16 protein-coding genes are annotated in these 21,942 nt (G+C 72.3%); 9 read left to right on the top strand and 7 right to left on the bottom strand.

What is annotated here, in order from left to right:
- Nucleotides 1-66: 66 nt before the first annotated feature.
- The 3 genes from LXT23_RS29470 to LXT23_RS29460 all read left to right on the top strand — a co-directional run bounded on the left by LXT23_RS29470 (nt 67) and on the right by LXT23_RS29460 (nt 3,122).
- Nucleotides 67-939 carry a hypothetical protein gene (locus LXT23_RS29470; RefSeq protein ID WP_253983675.1) on the top strand — a complete coding sequence of 291 codons (873 nt, stop codon included), beginning with the start codon at nt 67-69 and terminating at the stop codon, nt 937-939.
- 82 nt (nt 940-1,021) lie between these two features.
- Nucleotides 1,022-2,191: an MSCRAMM family adhesin SdrC gene (locus tag LXT23_RS29465; RefSeq protein ID WP_253983674.1), complete on the top strand. Its 1,170-nt coding sequence runs from the start codon at nt 1,022-1,024 to the stop codon at nt 2,189-2,191.
- Nucleotides 2,192-2,300: 109 nt separating this feature from the next.
- Nucleotides 2,301-3,122 (top strand): TIGR02452 family protein, encoded by an 822-nt coding sequence (locus LXT23_RS29460; protein WP_253983673.1) that lies wholly within the window; start codon nt 2,301-2,303, stop codon nt 3,120-3,122.
- 13 nt (nt 3,123-3,135) lie between these two features.
- Here LXT23_RS29460 and LXT23_RS29455 read toward each other — a convergent pair whose 3' ends face one another.
- Both LXT23_RS29455 and LXT23_RS29450 read right to left on the bottom strand, forming a co-directional pair.
- A complete protein-coding gene (locus LXT23_RS29455; protein ID WP_253983672.1) occupies nt 3,136-5,985 on the bottom strand; it encodes a polysaccharide deacetylase family protein in 2,850 nt (949 codons plus the stop codon).
- Between the two features lie 206 nt (nt 5,986-6,191).
- Nucleotides 6,192-6,443, bottom strand: a complete 252-nt coding sequence (locus LXT23_RS29450) for a hypothetical protein (protein WP_253983671.1) — start codon at nt 6,441-6,443, stop codon at nt 6,192-6,194.
- Between the two features lie 250 nt (nt 6,444-6,693).
- Here LXT23_RS29450 and LXT23_RS50185 point away from each other — a divergent pair, with 250 nt between their 5' ends.
- Complete coding sequence (locus LXT23_RS50185) at nt 6,694-7,467, top strand: DUF1206 domain-containing protein (protein ID WP_323379096.1); 774 nt, start codon at nt 6,694-6,696, stop codon at nt 7,465-7,467.
- Between the two features lie 24 nt (nt 7,468-7,491).
- Here LXT23_RS50185 and LXT23_RS29430 read toward each other — a convergent pair whose 3' ends face one another.
- On the bottom strand, nt 7,492-7,860 hold the full coding sequence (locus tag LXT23_RS29430) for a hypothetical protein (RefSeq protein WP_253983670.1): 369 nt from the start codon (nt 7,858-7,860) through the stop codon (nt 7,492-7,494).
- A 263-nt stretch (nt 7,861-8,123) separates the two neighbouring features.
- Between LXT23_RS29430 and LXT23_RS29425 the strand changes: the two genes are divergently transcribed.
- Entirely contained in the window at nt 8,124-10,838 is a 2,715-nt protein-coding gene (locus LXT23_RS29425; RefSeq protein ID WP_253983669.1) for an AAA family ATPase, read from the top strand.
- A gap of 8 nt (nt 10,839-10,846) precedes the next feature.
- On the opposite strand, the gene LXT23_RS29420 is transcribed toward LXT23_RS29425, so the two are convergent.
- Both LXT23_RS29420 and LXT23_RS29415 read right to left on the bottom strand, forming a co-directional pair.
- Nucleotides 10,847-12,394, bottom strand: coding sequence for a sensor histidine kinase (locus LXT23_RS29420; protein ID WP_253983668.1), 1,548 nt, complete (start codon nt 12,392-12,394; stop codon nt 10,847-10,849).
- A 147-nt stretch (nt 12,395-12,541) separates the two neighbouring features.
- A complete protein-coding gene (locus tag LXT23_RS29415; protein ID WP_253983667.1) occupies nt 12,542-13,789 on the bottom strand; it encodes an alpha/beta hydrolase family protein in 1,248 nt (415 codons plus the stop codon).
- A gap of 384 nt (nt 13,790-14,173) precedes the next feature.
- On the opposite strand from LXT23_RS29415, the gene LXT23_RS29410 reads away from it, so the two are divergent.
- A complete protein-coding gene (locus tag LXT23_RS29410; RefSeq protein WP_253983666.1) occupies nt 14,174-15,199 on the top strand; it encodes a hypothetical protein in 1,026 nt (341 codons plus the stop codon).
- A gap of 18 nt (nt 15,200-15,217) precedes the next feature.
- Here the strand turns inward: LXT23_RS29410 and LXT23_RS29405 are convergent, their stop codons facing one another.
- On the bottom strand, nt 15,218-15,784 hold the full coding sequence (locus tag LXT23_RS29405) for a YqgE/AlgH family protein (protein ID WP_253983665.1): 567 nt from the start codon (nt 15,782-15,784) through the stop codon (nt 15,218-15,220).
- Between the two features lie 42 nt (nt 15,785-15,826).
- Nucleotides 15,827-16,771 carry a hypothetical protein gene (locus LXT23_RS29400; protein ID WP_253983664.1) on the bottom strand — a complete coding sequence of 315 codons (945 nt, stop codon included), beginning with the start codon at nt 16,769-16,771 and terminating at the stop codon, nt 15,827-15,829.
- A 504-nt stretch (nt 16,772-17,275) separates the two neighbouring features.
- Between LXT23_RS29400 and LXT23_RS29395 the strand changes: the two genes are divergently transcribed.
- From LXT23_RS29395 to LXT23_RS29385, 3 genes are all read left to right on the top strand, one after another.
- A complete protein-coding gene (locus LXT23_RS29395) occupies nt 17,276-20,461 on the top strand; it encodes an ATP-binding protein (protein WP_253983663.1) in 3,186 nt (1,061 codons plus the stop codon).
- A 24-nt stretch (nt 20,462-20,485) separates the two neighbouring features.
- The gene (locus tag LXT23_RS29390; protein WP_253983662.1) at nt 20,486-21,469 is read left to right on the top strand and encodes an MBL fold metallo-hydrolase; all 984 of its coding nucleotides are present in this window, start codon (nt 20,486-20,488) and stop codon (nt 21,467-21,469) included.
- Nucleotides 21,470-21,601: 132 nt separating this feature from the next.
- Nucleotides 21,602-21,805, top strand: coding sequence for a YtxH domain-containing protein (locus tag LXT23_RS29385; RefSeq protein WP_253983661.1), 204 nt, complete (start codon nt 21,602-21,604; stop codon nt 21,803-21,805).
- Nucleotides 21,806-21,942: the final 137 nt, after the last annotated feature.

Raw genomic sequence — 21,942 nt, 5'->3', positions numbered from 1 at the left:
GAGCGAGCCCGCCACGCGGGCACTCGGAAACATCACCGGGCCCCAGGTCCGGTTCGGAAGGACCCTATGCGTTTCAATCGGCTTCTGTTGCTGCCCGTCGCGGTGCTCGCGCTGGGCGTGGTGCCCGCGTGCTCGGGTGAGACCGACGACAACGAGGACAACGACGCGGGCACCTCCGTGGACGCCGGCACCGGTGGCGAGCCCGACTCGGGTCCCGTCACGTTCCCCGACGCGGGCTCGGACCCGGGGACCTCTCCGGCGGGCACGTGCCCCACCGGCGCCATCATCTGCGAGAACTTCAGCAGCGGCCCCGAGGCCAACGGCTGGGTGGCCGCGAAGGAGAACGCCATCATCACCGCCGAGGGCGGTCGCCTGCACGTCCTCACCGAGAACGGTCATGACGAGAAGGTGGAAAGGCCCCAGGAGCAGGCGATTGCCCGGTGGCTCAAGAAGATCCCCCCCTTCGGCACGCAGCTCTTCGCGCGCGCACACGTGTTCCTGACGTCGCTGCCCGGTGACCAGGGGCAGATGGGCACCGTCTTCGTGCTCTTCTCGGACACGGAGACGGATTTCGGCGGCATCGAGCTGCAGGTCATCAAGGACCAGGGCTTCGCGTTGGATGACTGGACCACTCAGCCTGGCCAGGGCTGGAACCGACAGCCTGTCGGCGCCACCCCGAACATGTCCGCGGGTCGATGGGTGTGCCTGGAATGGGAAGTCCGCCGCGCCACCGCGTCGGCCATCCATGGTGACGTTCGTGTCTACGTGGACGGGGCGCTGGCCCACGCGTTCACTGGCGAGGAGGGCAAGATTGGCATGCGCCCGTTCAACACCTTCATGGTGGGCTACGGCTTCGTCCATCCCCAGGGCCCGTCCGGCTCCGAGACGTTCATCGACAACGTCGTGGTGAGCAGCACCGCACGTGTCGGCTGTCAGTAACTGGTAGTACTGTTGTCAGGGATTGGGGCGCGGGTGGGGTTCGTCCCCCTCGCGCCCTTGTCATGTCCGCTCGGAAGGTTCCATGCGCTCCAATCGCTTGCTGTGGTTGTCCCTCGCGGTCCTCGTGCTCGGTGTGGTGCCTGGGTGCTCGGAGGACGACGACGACCGTGACGACGCGGGCACCTCCGTGGACGCGGGGGCCGATGCCGGCACGGGCGGAGCGCCCGATGCGAGCACTCCCGTGGATGCGGGGACGGACGCGGGCACCCCGGAGGATGCAGGGACGGATGCTGGCACCCCGGTCGACGCGGGTTCGGATGCTGGAGCAGACGCGGGCACCCCGGAGGATGCAGGGACGGATGCTGGCGCGGATTCGGGGACCTCGGAGGACGCCGGTGTGGATGCGGGGACCTCGGAAGACGCCGGTACGGATGCAGGCCCGGACGAGTGCTCCGGAGGCAATGCGGACGCGGGCGACACGGACGCGGGCACTGGCGGCGAACAGGACGCGGGCGACACGGACGCGGGCACTGGAGGCGAACAAGACGCGGGCCCCGTTACGTTCCCCGATGGGGGGACGGACCCGCGCACCAGTCCGGCCGGCATGTGCCCCGCTGGCGCTGCCCTCTGCGAGAGGTTCGGCTGTGGCCTCAATGGCTGGGAGCCCTCCGCAGAGAACGCCACCATCGTGGCGGAGAACCGCCAGCTGCACATCGTCACCGAGGACGGCCATGACGAGCGGACTGGCGGCGGGCAGGCCATCGCGCGCTGGACGAAGCCCATCATGCCTGTCTTCGGGACGCAGCTCTTCGTTCGCGCACACGTGTACATGCAGTCGTTGCCCCCCGTGCCCGGGCAGATGGGGACGTTCTTCGTCCTGGCGAACCTGAGCAATGACTTCGGCAGCATCGAGCTTCAGGTGATGTCGGACAGCGGCTTCGCGCTGGACGACTGGTCCTTCCGTGTGGGCCAGGGCTGGAACCGTCAGCATCCGGTGACGCTGGGCATGGCCGCGGGCCGCTGGGTGTGCCTGGAGTGGGAGATTCGCCGTCCCCTGGCGACGAGCACCCATGGCAACGCCCGCGTCTACGTGGATGGCGCCCTGGCCCATGACTTCATGGACATCGGCATGCGCGACTTCAACAGCTTCCACGTGGGCTATGGCTTCGTCCACCCGCTGGGCCCGTCCGGCTCCGAGACGTTCATCGACAACGTCGTGGTGAGCAGCACCCGGCGCATCGGCTGTCAGTAGGCGCGGCCCATCCGCGCCAGGCCCCGTCAGGACTTCGTGTCATTGTTCGTGTGTAAGTGACACAAAGCCCATGGGCCATCCCCATGGAGACGTCGGTCGGGAGCGGGTCATGTCGTTGCGGGGAGTCGCGCAGGAGACGGTGGATATCGTGGAGCGCGGGGAGTACGTGGCGCCGTCCGGCCAGTCCGTCTCCATCCGGGAGGCGGTGGAGCGCGCCATGGACGGGACGCTGCTCTTCAGGCCCGGTGACTTCAGGCGACTGATGTCGCCCGAGTCGCCCACGGGCAGCGCCCCGCCTCGAATCGAGGTGACGTCGGAGAAGACGGGCGCGGCGTCCCGGCGCCTCGTGGAGCAGGAGGGCGTGGCGCACGTCGCCGCGCTCAACTTCGCCTCCGCGAAGAACCCGGGCGGTGGCTTCCTGGGCGGGGCGAAGGCGCAGGAGGAGGACCTGGCGCGCTGCTCGGCGCTCTACGCGTGCCTCCTCACGCAGCGCGACTATTACGACATCAACCGCGCGGAGCAGTCGCTGCTCTACACGGACCACATCATCTACTCGCCGGACGTGCCCTTCTTCCGGGACGAGGACTTCTCCCTGCTGGAGCGGCCCTTCTGCGTGTCCCTCATCACCGCCCCCGCGCCCAATGCCGGCGCTGCGGCGAGGAACACTCCGGAGCTCCTCCCCCGCGTCCCTGGGGTGCTCCAGGCCCGGGCGCGCAAGGTGCTCCAGGTGGCCGCGCACCAGGGCCACCGCACGCTCGTGCTGGGCGCCTGGGGCTGCGGCGCCTTCCGGAACGACCCGGGCGACGCGGCGGAGGCGTTCGCCCAGGCCCTGGACCAGTTTCCAGGAGCCTTCGACCGGGTGGTGTTCGCGGTGTGGGAGCGCGGCGGAGACGGCCCCAACCTGCGCGCCTTCCGCGAGCGCTTCGCGTAGGGCGGGGCGTGCCTCAGCGCTTCAGTCGCGCCAGCTTCTCCTTCACGGAGCCGGCGGCGGGCCCGTTCGGCAGCAGCGCCAGGTAGCGCCCGTAGGCCTTCGCCGCGTCCGCCGGGCGGCCCAGCTTGTCGTGCGCGTCACCCAGGTTGAGGTACGCCACCGCGCGCTGCGGGTCGAGCGTGAGCGTCTTCTCCAGCCACTTCACCGCCTCGGCGTACTCACCCCGGCGGAAGTGGACGAAGCCCACGTTGTTGGTGGCCTGCGCGTCGGTGGGGTCCAGGCGGGCGGCGGCCATGAACTCGGCCAGCGCCTCGTCGTAGCGCTTCTCGCGGTACAGCGTCATGCCGCGGTCTCCGCGGCGGCGGGCCTCCTCCGCGGGCGTGGCGGTGGGCACCTGCGCGGCCACGACGGCCTGCACGGTGCCCGCGTCCTGCAGGCGGGAGAGCTGGCTCTTCGCCTCCTCCAGCTCGCGCGCCAGGGCCTGGTTGCGCGCCGTCTTCGCGGCAATCTCCGTGCGCACGCGCTCCAGCTCCGCGTTGAGGCGGATGGCCTCGGAGTCGAGCTGCTCGGAGTCTTCGCTGAGGAACTCCCCCTCGTGCGTCAGCTCGAGCACGAACTCGCCGCCCTCGCTCCCGGGCATGCTGCCGAAGGCGGGCGTCTGCCGCGACAGCGAGGACACGGTGGGCCCCACGTAGGCGGCCAGCTCGGAGGCGGTGACGTAGCCGTCGGTGTTGAGGTCCGCCTGCCCCTCCATCCCCTGCAGCAGCGTCCACGTGAAGATGGAGTGGCCGTTGGGGCCCTGGTCCGCCACCTGCTCGTCGGCGCCGCCAGCGGTGAGCACCTGGCGCACGCTGCGCTTCGTAATTTCCTGCAGGTACTTGCGCACGTCCGCGCCCGCCGGCGCCCCACCGCGCGTCAGCGCCAGGCCGCTGTAGCAGGCGTCCATGACGAAGAAGGCGTGCTTGGCGGGCATGGCCTCGCTGATGTCCTGGAAGTTGGTCATCGAGATGGCCGTGCTCTGGTAGTTGGACGTGTCCGCGTCCACCGGGACGATGTAGCCCAGGCTCTTGCCGTTGGGCAGGCGGCGGGTGATGCCGTGGCCCGCGAAGAAGACGAAGACGCGGTCCTCGCGCTGCACCTTCGCCGGGTCCGCCAGCGCGTCACCCAGCACGGAGAGGATGCGCTCGCGCGTGGCCTCCTTGTCGAGCAGCAGGGTGATGTTCTCCGGCTTGAAGCGGAACCGGCGCTCCAGCAATTCCTTCACGCCCCGCGCGTCGTTCACCGCGTACGAGAGCTTCGGCCACTTCTGGTAGTCGTTGATGCCGATGACCACCGCCCAGCTCTCCCGGTAGAAGCTGCCCGACGCGGGCGCGGGCGCCGCCAGCGCGGGCACGCCGCCGTCCGCCGCCGTGTCACCGAGCACCGTGTTGCCGTCCCAGAGGACGAAGCGGTAGCCCCGGGCCTGGAGTGTCTCGAGGATGAGCGGGAGTGCCTCCGCCGTCTGGCTGTGCACGTCGTGCAGGAGGATGACGCCGCGGCCATTGGCCTCCACCTGCTGCACCACGCGGTTGGCGATGGAGGTGGGCAGCGGGTCGCTCCAGTCGAGCGAGTCCACGTTCCACAGGTACGCCTTGAGCTGCCGGGCCGCGAGCGCCGCGTGCACCTTCTCGTTGCGCGCGCCGTACGGAGGGCGGAAGAGGGTGACGCGGCTGTTCGTCACCTCCTCGAGGATGCGCTTCGACTCGTCGAGTTCCTGCGTCAGCCGCGCGTCGCTGAGCTTGGGCAGGAAGGCGTGCGTCAGCGAGTGGTTGGCGAGCAGGTGCCCGCCCTGGAGGATGCGCTCGGAGTACTCCGCCGCCGACGTGCGGCTGAGGGTGCCCGCGTCCGCCGCGTCCTTCGCGGGGACGGCGACGTTGTGCCCCACCTCGAAGAAGATGGACTTCACTCCGAACTTCTCCAGCGTGGCCAGCACGGAGGCGGTGTGGCGCGGGTGGGGTCCGTCGTCGAAGGTGAGGACGAGCGTCTTCGGCGGCAGGGAGTTGCCGGTGATGATGGTCGGGTCCTCCTTCTTGCGAGGCCCCTTGCCGCGCAGGCCCTCGCCCAGCGGGCGCAGCGTCTCCTCGAAGGACTGGAGGATGGACTCGCGCGTGTAGCGGGACTTGAGGAAGGCGAGGTACGCCTCCCAGGCCTCGCGGCGCACCGTCATGCCGCGCGTCTCGAAGCGGCCGAAGATGGCCTGCAGCTCCTTCTCGTAGAGCGACTGGATGGTCTGCAGCGCGCGCTGGTCCTCCTCCACGCGCGCGAGCAGAGCCGCCTTCCACGCGGGCGCCGGGGTGAGCGCCGTGAGCGCGTCCCGCAGGTCCGCCAGCGTGTCCCGGAAGGCGAGCTTGTCGGCGTCGCGCAGCTCCGCGTCCTGCTCCAGCCAGTCGAGGAACGCGGTGACGGTGACGGGCGCGCTGGAAGACGTGCCGGAGGTCAGCGCGGAGGAGAGCCGCTCGCCAAGGGACTCCAGCGCGTGGCGGTTCTCCTCGAAGAGCATGCGGCCGACGATGGAGATGCGCTCGCGGGTCTCCTCGTCCAGGGTGGCCTCGCCCTCGGCGAGGACGATGTTCTGCCGGTAGCGGGTGACGATGCCGGCCAGCGCCTCACGCGGCACCGCACTGTCCTGCTCCGTCGCCGCGGCGGAGGTGGGGCCCGCATCCGGAGTCACGCGCGCGGTGGTGGCGGCGTCCGGCTTCGAGGCCGCCGCGGCGGGCGCCGGCGCGGGCGTGGTGCCCGTGCCCTTGCAGGCGACGAGGAGCACGGCTGTGAGCCACGGCAGGGCGCGAGACCAGGACCTCCGGCGGAGGGCGGGAGGTGTCATGGTGGCGGAACCTTGGAACGAGACGTGGGGCCAGCGAGCGCTGGCGGAAGTCTGGGTGCTCATGCGTGGGGCGAAGTCCGCCCGGAGCATGCCCGCCGGAGCGCTGGGACGCCAAGTCACCCCGGGGCTCGCATCATTATATGCGGGCCAGGGGGCCTCTCACTGCGCGGGTAGGTGGAGGTGTTCCGCGTGGCCGCGCAGGGCCCTCACCCGTCGCGGGCCTGCTGCTCGTGGATGGCGCGTAGCAGTGCTTCGTCGGAGAGCTTCGCCTCCCAGTCGCCGGGGAGCTCCACGCGCACGGACTTCGCGCCGCCGCTCGGCGTGCAGACGACGTGGTAGCGGTTGCGGGCGCCGTCGACCTTCGCCGCCGCCTCCTTCTCCTCGCCGCCTCCCAGTCCCGCGAAGGCCTGGATGCAGCTCCAGGTGATTCCGTCGCCGTCTTTCACTTCCCGGGGCATGTCCCTCCCTCGTGGGCCTGGGCCTCAAGCTGTCCACCGGGGCCCGGGTCTCCAAGCGGCGTGCGCGTGCCGGGAAGCGAGCTGCCAGGCGGGCGCTCGTTGGGGGAATGCCTGCCCATGCGCATCGTCTCCGAGCGGCGGCCTGCGGGGCGCCCTCGAAAGGAGCGGGGAAGACATGGCGACCGGGACACTGCGTGGGCCCGACCTTCAGCGAGCAACACGGGCGGGGCGGCAGGCGAGCAGGAGCGGCGTGGAACTGGCGGCTCGCGTGGGCTACGCGTCACGGGCCGTGGTCTACGCCGTGATTGGCGTGCTGGCGCTGATGCTGGCTCTGGGCGAGGGCGGCCGGACGACGGACACGCGGGGCGCGGTGGAAGAGGTCGCGCGCCAGCCCTTCGGCTCGGTGTTGCTGGTGCTGCTGGGCGTGGGCCTGCTGGCCTTCGCCGTCTGGCGCTTCGTGCAGGCGGTGATGGACGTGGAAGGCAAGGGCCACGACGGCAAGGGGCTCGCGAAGCGCGCCGTGCCCGCGGTGAGCGGCGTGATTCACGCCAGCCTCGCGCTGTTCGCCTTCAACCTGCTGCGCGGGCGCAAGGGCGGCGGCGGCGGCACGAAGAGCATGACGGCGGAGCTGATGTCCCAGCCCTTCGGTCAGGTGCTGGTGGCCCTGGTGGGCGTGGTCATCATCGGCTTCGCCGTGTACCAGTTCAAACAGGCGTGGCAGGGCAAGACGCTCGACAAGCTGAGCCTGACGGGCCTGGCGGCGCGCCAGCGCACGTGGGTGGAGCGCATCAGCCGGGCCGGGGTGATGGCGCGCTCGGTGGTGTTCCTGCTGGTGGGGACCTTCTTCCTGCAGGCCGCCATCCAGGCGGACCCGGGAGAGGCAGGCGGGCTGGGCGAGGCGCTGACTGCCCTGGCCGAGCAGCCGTTCGGTCCGTGGCTGCTGGGGGCGGTGGCGCTGGGCCTGGTGGCGTATGCCGTGTACCAGCTGCTCGAAGCGCGCTACCGCCGCATCGCGACGCCGTGAAGGGGCGTCATGACGTGAGACGTCTCAAAGCCGGGGCTCGAACTGCGTGAGCGCCGGCAGCAGCACCTCGGGCGACAGGTGCGGCTGGGGGCCGACCAGGGCCGGGTAGGCATCCACGGGCGCGGCGCAGCCCACCACGAACTCCGCCGCGTCGCGCAGCTTCTCCAGCGCGCGCTCCGTGCACTGGATGGTGATGATGGGTAGGAAGCCGGGCTCGCTCATCCACCGCACCGCGTCCGCCAGCTGGTTCGTGCTCAGGAAGCCCAGCACGGCGTCACGCAACGCGCGGCTCTCCGCCGTCGCGGACTTGAGGAGGCTTCGCCGGTCTCGCTGCGGCGCCGGCACGTAGGGCTCCGGCTCCTCGCGCGGCATGATGATGGTCTCGATCCACATTCGAGCGCCTCCGACGGCTGACCTGGCGGAACATGACCAGAACGTGACGTCCTGGCCGCCAGCTCGTGACGGCATGATGCGCGATTCAGCCAGCGACGGTTTCTCTTCCGGCGCCAAATCCTTCCTGGATTGCGTCAGGGTGTAGGAAACTGAAGTGTGCGCCTTGGTGTGCCCGCGGGGGGCGGACCCCGCATGTGTTTGCGGGTGGATGGCAGAGTCCCTCTGACGTGTGGGGCGGACCTGACCCTACAATGGACGACTGAATGCACACGTCGTCACGTCAGGGGCTCGGACCGCCCGCCGTCTTCGTGGGCCGCGCGGACGAAGTGCGGCGCCTGGGCGGCATGCTCCGGCGCGTGCGCACGGGCGTCGTGTATGGCCTGCCAGGAGTGGGCAAGTCCGCGCTCGTCGCGGCCGTGGCCTCGCGCTACCGGGGGCCTGTCGTGCACCGGCGCATCCGTCCCGGCGACACGCTGGACACCGTGGTGGATGACATCCGCCGCCTGCTGCGCGAGGCGCCCGTGGCCCAGGCGCTGTCGGATGCGTCGCGCCTGGAGGACCTGGCGCGGGAGCTGGAGGCGCGCCGCGCGCTGTGCGTGCTGGATGACCTGCATGGGCTGAAGCCCGAGGCGCGCGCCGCGCTGGTGGAGGAGCTGGGTGGGCGCTTGCGCCTGGGCGCATTGCTGGCGACCTCGCGTGAGGCGGTGCCCCGACATGCCGCCAGTCCGGACCGCTTCGAGCTTCGGCTGGATGGCCTGCCCGAGCAGGCCGCGCGCCTCCTGTGGGCACAGCTCGATTCACTGTACGGCGCGCGCCAGGGCTTCGACGCCGCCTGGGCCCGCTCACGGGGCGTGCCCTTCCTGCTGCGCCGGGCCCATGCCGGCGACGCGGGAGGTGACGAGCCGGTGCGCGCGGCCCTGGAGGCGCTGCCCGAGGATGAGCGGCGGCTGGCCGCGGTGCTGGCGCTCAGTGAGCTGCCCCTGCCGGCGAGCGCGCTCGAGGACGTGCTGCCAGGACGCACGGCGGGCGACACGCTGCGGAAGCTGGGAGGCCGGTTGCTGGTGGAGACGGACGCGCAGGGTCGGCACGGCGTCCATGACCTGGTGCGCGAGGCGTTCGCCTCACTGCTGAGCCCGGAGGAGGCGCGCTCCGCGCACGAGTCGCTGCTGGCCCTGCTCTCACGTGAATCCCTCCCTGCCGTGGTGCGCGTGCGCGCGATGTGCCGCCACCTCCAGGCGCTGGGCCGTCACGCGGAGCGCGCGGCCTTCATCATCGAGCAGGCGGAGCCGCTGGTGCGTCACGGCGCCGCCGCCGAGCTGCTCTCCCTGCTGGCCTCGCTGCCCCCCGAGCTGCGCACGGCGGAGGTGCGGCTGGCGCGTGCTCGCGCCCTGGTGCGGCTGCTGGACTTGCGCCGGGCGCATGCGGAGCTGCTGGCGCTGCGCGCCTCGCTGGAGGAGCCATCCGCCGGAGCCGGAGCAGGTTCTGATGCCGGCCCCGTGGCCCAGGTGAGCGATGCCCTGCGCGAGGACGTCGGTACCGTGCTGGTGCGCGTGGCGCTGTTCTCCCTCGAGCTGGACACCTGTGAGCGGACGCTCGGGTCCATGCCCATGCCTCGCAAGGAGGAGGTCTTCCTCCAGCAGCTCCTGGCCTGGGCGGCGCTGCGCTTCTTCCAGGGCCGGCTGGACGAGTCCCTGGAGATGCTGGACACCGCCGCCGCCGCGTCGGAGGACCGGCGCGTGCTGGGCTGGTGCGCCTATGCCCGCGTGCTGATGCTCTGGATTGAAGGCCGCGACAGCGAGCTGGCGGAGCCCCTCGCCCGGAGCGTGTCGCAGCTGGAGGGCATGCCTCACGACTCGCGCGGGCCCATGGTGACGGCCCTGTCCGCCGGCATCCTCAGCCGGCTGGGCCGCTTCACCGAGGCCGAAGCCGCGCTGTCCCAGGCTCGCGAGCGGCTGGAGGCGCTGGGCGCTCCCCGCCTCGCGCTGGAGCTGGACTGCATCGCCGCGTGGGGCCGCGCGGACCGGGGCGAGCGCAACGCCGCGCTCTCCGCGCTGCGGGAGACGGAAGCCCGGGCGGAGCAGGCGGGCTACCTCTTCATCCGCCACCTCTCCCGCGTCGGTGCCGGGCGCATGCTGCTGGAGCTGGGCCGGCGCGCCGAGGGCCTGGCGCTGCTGGACCTGGTGGAGTCCGACGCCCGCACCCGGGGCGCCAGCGGACTGGCCCAGGCCGCGACAGTGGCCCGCGAGTCGGACGTGCTGTGGCAGGTGGCCCTCCCCATCACCGTGGACCCGCGCGAGGTCCGCCCGGGAGTGGCCGCCCGCCAGCGCGCCCTCGCCGCCCTCCGTGCCGCGAGAGAAGCCGACAGCGTGCTCGCCACCGGGCTGCTCACCTCGCTGGAGCCCCTGGCCCGCGGCGCGGACTTCGCGCTGGAGCGCGCCCTCGCCCATCTGTCTCGGGCCCTGCTCCACCGCTGGGCCGAGCGCCCCCAGGAAGCCCAGGCCGAGCTCGAGTCCGCCGCGCGCGCCGCCGCCGAGGGGGAGGTGGACCCGGAGCTGATTCCGGAGCTGTCTCGCGCCCTGGGCGCCTCACCCACCAGCCCGAGGCCCACCACGGCACCCCTGCCCGGTGCCGGTGCCCGCCTCGATTCGCCGGAGGCGGTGGTGCTGGACGCACGCCAGCACGAGCTGCGCGCGGGAGGCCGCACCGTCTCCCTGGCGAAGCGGGTGCTCCCGCGCCGGCTGCTGTATGCGCTGGCCCGGCAGCCGGGGCGCACCGTGTCGAAGGAGGCCTGCGTGCGCGCCATGTGGGACGCGGAGCATGACCCGCGGCTGCACGACAACGCGCTGCGCGTCCACGTGCGCCACGTCCGGGAGATGCTGGAGGGCACCGGCATGCGCGTGGTGTTCGAGGACCCCGGCTACCGGCTGGAGGTGTCGGAGCACTTCGCCTTCGTCCACGACGAGCCCGGCGCCACCTGAAGCCCGCGCTACAGCGGCAGCTCCACGATGAAGGCCGAGCCGCCACCGGGCGCGTCCTCCACGTGCACGCGGCCTCCATGGGCCTCGACAATCTGCCGGACGATGTAGAGCCCCAGCCCCAGGCCGCCCTTGTGGGTGGCGCCATGGCTCTGCACGAAGCGCTCGAAGACGCGCTCACGGTCCTTTGCTGGCACGCCCGGGCCGCCGTCCCGCACCTCCAGGCGGCAGGTGCCGTCCCGCCGCACCAGCGCCACCCGCACCGGACTGCCCGCGCCGTAGCGCAGGGCATTGGACAGCAGGTTGCTCACCACCTGCTCCACGCGCAGCCGGTCGAAGCGGCACCGCACGGGCCCGTCCACCTGCGCGCTCAGCGTCACGCCCGCCTGCCGCGCCTCGTCCACGCAGCGGGTGACGAGCTCGGACACCACCGATGCCAGGTCTCCCTCGGCGAACTGGAAGTCCAGCTTCCCCGTCTGGATGCGGCTGACGTCCAGCAGGTTGTCCACCAGCGCGCCCAGCCTGCGCAGCTGGCGCTCGGTGGTGTCCAGCTTCGCCGTCACCTTCGGTGCGCCGAGCGCCTCCGCGGGCGCCGTCTCGCTCATGCGGCGCAGCAGCTGGGACTGCAGGCGCAGCGACGTCAGCGGCGTGCGCAGCTCGTGGCTGGCCAGGGACAGGAAGTCATCGCGCGTGCGCACCGCCTCCTGGAGCGCGGCCTCCGTCTCCTTCAGCGCGGTGATGTCGAGGATGGCCCCGCGCACCACCACCACGTGGCCCGCGACGTCTCGCAGCACCGTCGCGCGGCTGGTGAGCCAGTGCCAGGTGCCGTCCGGCCAGCGGGTGCGGAAGGTGGAGGTATAGGCGTCCTGCCCGCCGGAGAAGATGCCGGCGAGCTGCGAATCCACCGCGGCCCGGTCCTCCGGATGGATGGAGGCGAGGAACCGCTCGTGGGTCCACTCCGCCAGCGGCTCCGGGTAGCCGTAGAGCCGGTCATGCGCCTCGGAGCGGAACACCTGGCCGGTGGCGAGGTTCGTCTCCCAGACGGCCATCTGCGCCGACTCCAGCGCCACCTGGAAGCGCTCGCCGAGCTGGCGGAAGCGCTCCTCGGTGCGCGCCACCTCGTTCTCGGCATGCTGGCGCCGCGTGATGTCCGCGGCCAGCACCCACGTCTCGTCGCCCACGGTGCGGACATTCACGTCCAGCCAGACGCGCGAGGGCAGCTCCGCGAGGAAGCGCCCGCCCTCGCGCGTGGTGAGCGCCACCATCAAGCGCTCGTGCAGCACGGTGCCCGCCAGCTCGGGCCAGGCGAGCCAGGGCTCCTGCCCCTGGAGCCTCTCCGCGGGCATGCCCAGCAGCGCGGCTGCGCGAGCGTTCAGCTCGCGGATGCGCCCCTGCGCGTCGAGGGTGAAGAAGGCCTCGCCCATCATCTCCTGCAGCACGCACAGCCGCGCTTCTGGAGACAGGCTGGCCTCGTCGGCGGCGACCGCGGGCAGGGGAGATGGCGGCTCCTGGGAGGGATGCTCCCGGGGACTGCCGGACGCGGAGGGCGCGGGGTTCATGGAAAGCTGCAACGTCTCGCGACCTCCGGAATGCGTCAAGCTGCCTGACGGGGATGCTGGCCCGCGACCTGGGGAAACACCCGTCCGTCGGCCCATCTTCCCGCCCGACCTTCCCTCGCGGTCCCCGCGACATGGCCTCCGCGCGTGCTACCCCGCGGTGGGGTCTTCAATCGGTTCCGGCATCACCCAGAGCCCGGCGGGCTGGAGGTACGCCTGGTCGAATGCATAGAGGATGCCCGTCCAGCGGTCCCAGAACGTGGCCCAGTTGTACTCGGTGGGCTGTGACGTGAGCGGATTGCCGTCCCGGTCCGGCTGGCTGTAGGCGTAGTCGGCGTAGTTCCACTTCACCGTGCCGAAGTCCGTGGTGAGCATCGGGGTGAGCACCTCCATCAGCGCGGCACGCGACACCTCGTCCGCGCGGGGCACGGGCGGCGTGAAGACGGGCTGCGCCATGTCGTGCTGCTCGCGCCATGCGACGTAGTTGTTGCCCATGGCGATGAGCGCATCGCGGCGGGCAGGCGTGGGCGCGAGGCGGGCCTCCTCGTACACGGCGAAGGCCGCCACCAGCAGGCTCTTCCAGTGCATCCCCGGGAAGAGGGCGTCGAAGTCCCTCGGGCGGGGCGTGTCCTCCGCGTGGGCCACCGCGAAGTCATACGCCTGCCGCGCCTGGGCCGGCACCGCGTCCACCAGCGTGAACTCCGTCAGCACGCGCTCCGGCGTCACCGCTCCGGCGCCCTGCCGCCAGTCCAGGTAGAGGCGCCCCGAGCCACCGACGTCGGTGAAGATGGCCAGGTTGCCCTCGTGCAGCGTGCGCTCCAGCGTCACCACCACCCGCTCGGCCTTGTCGAGCGGGAGGATGGCGGGCGCGCTCCAGTACAGCGCCGCGAAGCGCGAGGCCGTGGTGAGCAGCGTGCGCGGGTCCGCCAGCGCCGCGCCATTCATGGCGGTGATGAGCGAGGCGAGCGACGCGGCCGCGTCGACGGGCAGCCCGTGCACCACGAGCTCCAGCCCCAGCTGCTCCGCGGAGACGCGCAGGCTCGCGGAGAGGCCCGCCCGCTGCAGTGCGTGCAGCACCGACAGCGAGGGCTGCCCCCGCGCGGTGTCGAGGATGCGCCGGGCGATGGCGGCGCCCAGCATGCCCTCGCCTCCGGTGCGCGAGGCGTGTGGCGCGAAGACGAACCAGTTGGGCCGCACGTGGCTGACGCCGCCGGGGGTGAGCGTCGGGTCCACCACGGCGCCCATCTCGTAGGCGAGCTGGATGTAGCCCTCGGTGATGCGGCGGTTGTCCTCCAGCGGCGTGGCCTGCTGCGCGAAGGAAGGCGTGGCCAGCAGCGCCGCGGCGAGGAGCAGCGCGGACGGGTAGCGACTCAGGAAGTGGGTACGAGAAGAGCGCATGCGCGGGGACGTGGGGACGACGGGGGTTTGGAAGAGGTAGTCACTGTCGTGAATCCTCCAAGGCGTACCCGCGCCGGGGCAGGGGGCCTTCTGTCCGCAGGAAGACCCTTGCGGGAGGAGCGCGCGCGGGTGCATCCCGCCGTGCAGGTCGTGGACGTCTCCCACCGAGCCTTTGTCCACACCCCCTGTTCTTCGCGCGACGTGGGCGGTGTCGGCCGTGGATGGAGGTCTCCGCCCGGAGTGCAGGGCAGGCTTCGGAGGCGGAGCATTCGGGCAATCTGGCTGGCGGGGGCTCACCGGTGCGCCTGCCTGCTCAAACCTGCCCTCCCGACGGGGCGAGGCGCGCCCTGGTCGGTGTCCACCACCACCCTCCCAGGAAGGTCCATGAGCCTCATGGCAATGGAAGTGTTCCGTCCCCGCATCATTCGAGGCGCGGTGCTGTGCCTCGCGGTGCTGTTGTTCGGCGCGGCCTGCGGTCAGAGCGCCGAGCCTCCACCGGCAGCGCTCCCTGACACACCCCCGGGTCTGGAGACCACGGAGCAATCACTGGAGAGCCGCAATGGGCTCTCCGTCAACGGGCTGTCCTTCAATGGCCTGTCGTTCAACGGGTTGTCCTTCAATGGCCTGTCCTTCAACGGCCTGTCGAGCAGCGCCTTCCTGGCCTGGTTTCGCCAGGACCCGGCGCTGGCCGACATGGTGATGCGCTACGTCGTCCACTGCGCCGTTCCGGAGGGCGAGGTCCGCACCTACGTGGAAGCCACCACGGGCCAGACGCATGCCTGGGCCGGAGGGCTGGGGCTGGCGCCGGGCTGGGCTTCCGGCAGCGCGGCCACGGAGGCGGAGCAGCAGGTGGTGTCCGCGTGCCTGACGGCGCATGCCAACAAGTACGGGATGCGGGTGCCCATCTCCGTGCTGGGCCGCCGGGCGGATGGTGTGGCCATTCCCGTCACGGAAGAGGAGGCGAAGCAGTACAAGTGGAAGGAGTCCTGCTTCTTCGGGAACCTCTTCAGCGGCGAGGGCGCCTTCGTGGGCCGGGACAAGGGCCGGCTCAAGCCTCGCGAGAGCTCGTCCCGGGCCTGCTCGGTCCTGGCCAGCCGCGACGACAAGGACGCCGAGGCGTCCGAGGAGGAGGCCGGTGCGGAGGACCCGCCCGAGTTCCAGGAGCTCAACCGCCGCCGCTGCGCGCCACTCGTCTACATCGGCCGGTGTGACGCCCACTGCGTCCTGGACGAGTCGAAGTCGTTCTACGCGTCCTGCACCTGGAATGGCGTCACGTACCAGGCCCTCACCACGCGGATGGACAAGCGGAACCTCTACAAGTGCGGCGACGGCATCTGCCAGCCCACCGAGGCGTGCGGGGCGCGGAACGACCACCTGAGCTGCAAGGACGACTGCGGCACCTGCGGCTGAGCCCGGCGCGCGGCGCGCTCACAGGCGCCGCGCGGCATGCTCCGCCCACAGCAGGTCGGGCGCGGTGAACACGGTCCGCGCCTCGGCCTCCACCACCCACCACGCGCCCCGGGCCAGCTCCTCCTCGAGCTGGCCGGGCGCCCAGGCCGCCACCCCGGCGAAGGTGAGCGCCGGGCCCCCTGCTGCTTCGCCCTCGCGTGGGCCCTCGTACCAGGACAGGCCGTCGAGGACGCGGTGCGCCCGCCCGGGAGCCCCGTCGCTGGGGCACACCGTCAGCCGGTGCTCGGGGTGGACGGGCCCGCCCCAGCGGTCCACGCCGGACGGCAGCGGCCCACCGCCGGGGAGCCGCGCGCGGTTGAGGACGAGCCCCCACGTACGCGCTCCGCCGGCCTCCAGCAGCAGCACCACCGTCTGGTGGAAGGTGTCGCCCACGCCGCCCGGCCGCGCCACCAGCAGGACGCCCGGGGCCAGCGGCGCCGCGTCACCTTGCTTGAGCGTGTCGATGAGGCGTGGCAGCACCACCAGCACCACCAGCGCGCTGGCGAGCAGCAGGGCCACCGGATGGCGCGGCGCGAAGCTCTTCACCCGGCCGAGTATAGGGCGGCCGGGCGGGGTGGCCCGCGTTCCTCAGGGGCACTGACCGCAGTCCAGCCCGCAGCTGTCGTGCCGGGAAGAGGTGCCGCACTTCTCCGTGGCCTGGCACACGCCGTCTCCACAGCTGTTGATGCTCGTCGGGCGGAGCCGGGTGGTGAGGGGGCGGTAGGTGATGCCGTTGCGCCGGCAGGCCACGAAGTACGTCCCGGAGGAGTCCAGGTCACACTGCGAGGTGCACGCGCCGGCGTACACCATGGGCGCGCAGGAGGAGCTGCCCTCACCGCCGCCATACAGCAGTCCGCCGCAGGCACGGGAACTGCTCTCGCCCGGCCCCAGCGGCTCACGCTCGGCGGCCACGAAGAGCCCCTGGCCTCGGAAGGCGTTCCCGAAGAAGCAGGACTCCCGCCGGGAGTGCGTGGCCAGCTCCTGCTCCGTGAAGGGGATGGGGACGCCCGTCGCGCCGCGGCCCAGCACGGAGATGGGCACGGACACGGTGAGCCGGTTGGCGTGCGCCGCAAGGCACGCGGACACCACCTGCTCCTCCGCCTCCGTGGCCGGGCTGCCGGAGGCCCAGCCCGGCGCCAGCCCCAGCCCTCCGGACCAGGTGAACTGCTGCCCGGTGAAGGGGACCGTATACGCGCGCGTCTCGCCCGCGGGTACCGCGCAATGAATCACATAGCGCATCACCAGGTTGGCCATCGAAGGCGACGCCTGGAACCAGTCATTGAACGAGGCCGGAGGCAGGCCATTGAACGACAGGCCGTTGAACGACAGGCCATTGAACGACAGGCCATTGAACGACAGCCCATTGAAGGACAGCCCGTTCTCGGTCTCCTCCGCCTGCTTCCCCTGGGCGAGCGCCGAAGCCTCCGGCTCCACGTCGACGGGCCCGCAGGCCAGGGGGAGCAGCAGCGGCAAGGTGGCCAGCAGTGCGCGGGTGAGCGCGTGGTACTTCGTGTTCGACGGTCCTTGGTTCATCGGCTCCTCGGGTTCAGGCATCGGGGCACGGCTCGCGGCCCATGGCGTCCGTGGAGGTCACGCGAGGAGCGCTGGCGTGATGGCGGTGGCCTCCATGGGAAAGTTGCACCGGCGCTGCGTCTGTGGAAGTCGGGGACATTGTGGGTGTTCCCACTCGCCGACATTGGCGCCGTCCCGCCGCGGACGAAGTGTGTGCATCCGTCCCGCAATGGATGTTCCTCCACTGGGGCCCGCGCGACTCGCGTGAACGTACGTGGGCATCGCCCCCTCGCATCGCGGGGCAGTTGGCGCGTGACGTTGCGGACGCTGCCTCGCGCATCCGTCCGTTGCCGGATGCTGCTGCTGTCAGCGCCGCACGCATGCCCCCGTCCCCGATGGGCGACGTGGGAGTCACATGGTCAGATCTGCCGCATGAGGGCCGGCACATCCAGGGGATGTGACGAGGCAGCCGCGGCGCTGCCTGTCTGGCTCGGGGGCCTCCGACTGGCGAAGTGAGAGCGGGCGATGGGTGATGTCTTGCAATTGCTGGCACTTCCCGTGGCGGGCACCGCGAGGGTCCTCTCCGGCCATGAGCCCCCCGCGGCGGACGACTCGCGGCTGGCCGCGCCTCCCAGCGGCACGGTGGCGCTCGTCTTCACCGACGTGCAGGGCTCCACGCGCCTGTGGGAGCGGTGCGGTGGAAGCATGCGCGCCGCGCTGGAGGTGCATGACCGGGTGCTGCGCACGCTGCTGGCCGGAGGCCGCGGCTATGAGGTGAAGACGCAGGGCGACTCCTTCATGGTGGCCTTCCCCACGGTGCTGGAGGCGCTGCGCTGGTGCCTGGAGGCGCAGGAAGCGCTGCTGCGCGCGCCCTGGCCGGCGGAAATCCTGGCGCAGCCGGAGGCGGCGGAGGAGCAGGGCCCTCGCGGGCTCCTGCACCGCGGGCTGCGCGTGCGCATGGGCGTGCACGTGGGCGAGCCCGAGTGCCGCGTCGACGAGCGCACCGGCCGGATGGACTACCTGGGCCGCATGGTGAACGTGGCGTCGCGGGTGACGTCGGCGGGCCATGGCGGGCAGGTGCTGGTGAGCGGCGGGGCGTGGGCCCAGGCCGCGCTGGCGGTGGAGGCGCTGGGGCGGCCCGCGGTGCGTCCGCTGGGGGCGTTCCGGCTGAAGGGCATCGACGACGCGGTGGCGCTGGTGGAGGTGCTGCCTGCGTCGCTGGTGGACCGGCGCTTCGGCGCGCCCCGGGCGCCGCGTGACAGGCAGGGCAACGTGCCCGTGGCGCGCGAGGGGCTGGTGGGCCGGAGCGCGGAGCTGGGCACGCTGCGGCGCTGGTTCACGGAGGGCGCGCGGCTCGTCACCGTGCTGGGGCCGGGCGGCATGGGCAAGACGCGGCTGGCCACGCACTTCGGCGCGCTGGAGCTGGAGTCCGGGGCCTGGGAGGGCGGCGTCTGGCTGTGCGAGCTGGCGGAGGCGCAGACGGCGGACGCGCTCTGCCACGCGGTGGGCCAGGCGCTGGGCGTGGCGCTGCGGCGGGACGCAGACCCCACGGAGCCGGTGGAGCGGCTGGGGCGCGCGCTGGGGGACTGCGGTGACGTGCTCGTCATCCTCGACAACCTGGAGCAGGCGGTGCGGCACGTGCCGGCCACGGTGGGGCGGTGGATGGCGCTGGCGCCTCGGGCGCGCTTCGTCACCACCTCGCGCGAGGCGCTGCGCCTGCCGGGGGAGCGCCTGCTGGACCTGACGCCGCTGGCGGTGCCGGAGGAGGGGGCGTCGCGGCTGGAGGAGATTGCGCGCTCGGATGCGGTGCGCCTGTTCGTGCAGCGGGCACGCGAGGCGCGGGGTGAGTTCGAGCTGACGGCGGAGGACGCGCCGCGGGTGGCGGACATCGTGCGCCAGCTGGACGGAATCGCCCTGGCGATAGAGCTGGCGGCGGCGCGCATGGGCCTGCTGAGCGTGAGCCAGCTGCGCGAGCGGCTGCCGCGCCGCTTCGAGCTGCTGCGCGGAGGCCGGCGGGACGCCAGCGCACGGCAGGCCACGCTGCGAGGCGCCATCGACTGGTCCTGGAACCTGCTGGAGCCGGCCGAGCGCGCCGCGCTGGCGCAGTGCTCGGTGTTCCGGGGCGGCTTCACGCTGGAGGCGGCGGAGGCGGTGCTGGCGCTTCCTCCGGATGCGCCGGACGTGCTGGACGTGCTCCAGTCGCTGCGCTCCAAGTCGCTGCTGCGGCTGCTGGAGACGGAGGAGCCCGGCGCGGAGCCCCGGCTGGGGCAGTACGAGAGCATCCGCCAGTACGCCGCCGCGAAGCTGCCGGAGGTGGGAGGGGAGGAGGCGCTCGCGGAGCGGCACGCGGACTGGTACCTGGCGCTGGCCCGCGGGCTGCGCGAGCAGGTGCGGAGCCCTGGCGGGGCAGGGGCGCTGCGCCGCCTGGCGCTGGAGCGGGAGAACCTCCTGGGCGCGTGTGACAACGCGCTGGCGGTGTCGCCCGCGACGGCGCGCTCGGTGGAGCGGGCGCTGGAGGCGCTGGTGGCGCTGGAGCCGGAGGTCGTCACGCGCGGGCCGGTGAGCCTGCTGCTGACGCGGCTGGACTCGGCGCTGATGATGGCGGGCAACGTCGCCGTGGCGCCGCTGCTGGCCGCCGAGGCGCTGGCCGTGCGCGGGCGTGTGTTCCTGGAGGCGGGACACCTGGACTCGGCGCGCAGGGACCTGGAGGGCGCCCGCTCCGCGCTGCGGGTGCAGGAGGCGGTGGCGGGGGAGAAGCGCGTGCTGGTGGACCTGTCCATCGTCGCCCGCCACGAGGGGGACGTGCAGCGCGCCTGGGCGCTGGTGCGGGAGGCGGGGCGGCTGCCGTCGGGGGACGACGCGTGGCTGGAGGCCTACGCGGTGGGGAACCTGGGGCTCGTGGAGCAGGCGCGGTGTGGCGCGGAGTCGGCCATCCCCCACCTGCGCGCCGCGCAGGTGCTGTTCCGCGACGTGGGAGACGTGACGTTCGAGGTGGGCTTCATCACCAACTGCGCGGTGGCCATTGGTGACGCGGGCCGCGCGCGGGAGGCGCTGGTGCTGCTGGAGGAGGCGATGACTCGCGCGGCCAGCGTGGGTGACCGGGCGGGGCATGCGCTGGCGCGCCTCAACCTGGGCTGCTTCCTGCTGGAGGAGGGCCGGCCGCAGGACGCGTGCGAGCACCTGCTGGCGGCGGGCCGCATGGGGCGTCAGCTGGGGCAGCGGCTGCTGGAGGGCACGGCGCTGGGCGAGCTGGGACGCGCGGAGCTGGCGCTCGGCGCGCTGGAGGACGCCTGGGCGCGGCTGTCGGAGGCGGTGACGGGGCTGGGCAAGGTGTCACGCGCGCAGGCGCTGCGCTTCGCCGTGCACCGGGCCGCGGTGGAGGCCTTCCTGGGAGACCCGGCCGCGTCCGAGGCGACCTTCGTGGTGTTGGAGGGCGCGCCCGAGCTGCGGGAGGACGCGGTGCTGCGCGAGCTGACGTCGCTGCTGCGCGCGGCGGTGGACGTGGCGGAGGCCCTCTCGGTGCCGGTGGATCTGCCTCGGGCACAGCAGTTCCTCGAGCTGGCGCGCAAGCGCATGGAGCGGGCCCGCTGCGCACCGCCGGAGTCCGCCTCGTCCGACCTGCGTGGGGCGCTGCGCTTCCTGGAGGCCATGCAGCGCCCGCTCATGCTGGAGCTGGGCGCCGGTGCTTCCCCGGGGCTCGCCACGGAGTGACGGCGGGCGTGGTAGGTACGGGGCATGGCGAAGGTCAGGCTGCGCTGGGGACGCATCGTGGGGCTGCTCGTGCTGGCGGCCCTGCTCACGGGGGTGGGGAAGCTGCTGACGGCGGAGCTGCCTCCCGCGCCGGAGACCGCGCGCGCCGCGCCAGACCTGTCGGCGCTGCCTCCGGTGGAGGTGTGCTGGCTGGAGCTGTCGCGCAGTGACGTGTGGGGCCAGCTCGGCACGGCGGGCCTCACCCGCACGAAGACGTGGAAGAACACGGCCTCCGGCCTGCTGGTGCGGCATCCCGAGGGCGACGTGCTCATCGACGCGGGCTACAGCCCGAACGTGCGTGAGGAAATCCAGCGCAGGCCGCCGCTCCAGCGCTTCTTCAACAGCATGGCCCTGAGGGGGACGCGCGACGAGACGCCGCTGTCCGCGGCGCTCCAGCGAGTCGGGGCCACGCCCGAGGGGCTGAAGTGGTTCATCCCGTCCCATGCGCACCTGGACCACCTGGGCGGCATGGTGGAGCTGCGGCAGGTGCCCGTGCTGGTGTCGCCCGAAGAGGAGGCGCTCATCCGGGACTGGCGGCATCGGAAGGAGGTCTACCCGGAGCACGCCCAGGCGGTGGAGGGGCGGATGACGGCGATGGCCTTCCAGCCGAAGCCGTACGAGAACTTCGGCGAGAGCTTCGACGTCTTCGGAGACGGCGTGGTGGTGGTGGCGCGGCTTCCGGGGCACACCCCGGGCAGCATCGCCACCTTCGTGAACCTGTCGCCCACGCGGCGGCTGGTGCACGTGGGCGACACCGTCAGCCTCACGGAGTCCATCGAGCGGCGCCTGCCCAAGAGCACGGTGCTCCAGCTCTTCACGGACACGGACCCGGACACGGCGGGCGCCTCGGTGGCCCGGCTCGCGCAGCTCCACGTGCTGGCTCCCGAGCTGCACTTCCTCCCGGCGCATGACCGCGACGCGTGGGAGGAGTTCTTCGGCGGCGCCCCCGGCTGCGTGAAGGCCCGGTAGCGTCCCGCGCTACAGCCTGCAACGCGCCAGGGCCGGGCCGAAGGCCCTTGGCACCTGGGATGCCGTGCCTATCTTCCCGCCCACTTTCCAACCCTGGGCCTTCCTGGCCCGGGCGGAACACAAGGAGCTGGAATGACGAGCAAGACGCTGCTGGCCGTGACGCTGGGGGCCCTGGTGCTGGGCGTGGGCTGCCACCGCAACACCAAGGAGAGCGCCAAGAGCGACGTGGAGCGCGCCGCGGACAAGACCGAGGACGCGGCCGAGAATGCCGGCGACAAGGTGGAGGAGGCGGCCGAGGAGGCCGGCGACAAGATCGAGGACGCGACCGACAACTAGGCAGCGCGCATGACAGGCCATGGCCCGCTCCGGAAGAGGTCTCCGGGGCGGGCCGTGCCGCGGACAGCGCCCGCGAACGTGACTGCTCCACCCGTGGCATGCAGGTGAAGTCCCCGCGCCCGGAGGGCGTGGATGTA

It is taken from the genome of Pyxidicoccus xibeiensis, assembly GCF_024198175.1.
GTDB classification, from domain to species: domain Bacteria; phylum Myxococcota; class Myxococcia; order Myxococcales; family Myxococcaceae; genus Myxococcus; species Myxococcus xibeiensis.
The sequence above is the reverse complement of the archived record's forward strand: the minus strand, read 5'-3'. Positions and strand labels throughout refer to the sequence as shown.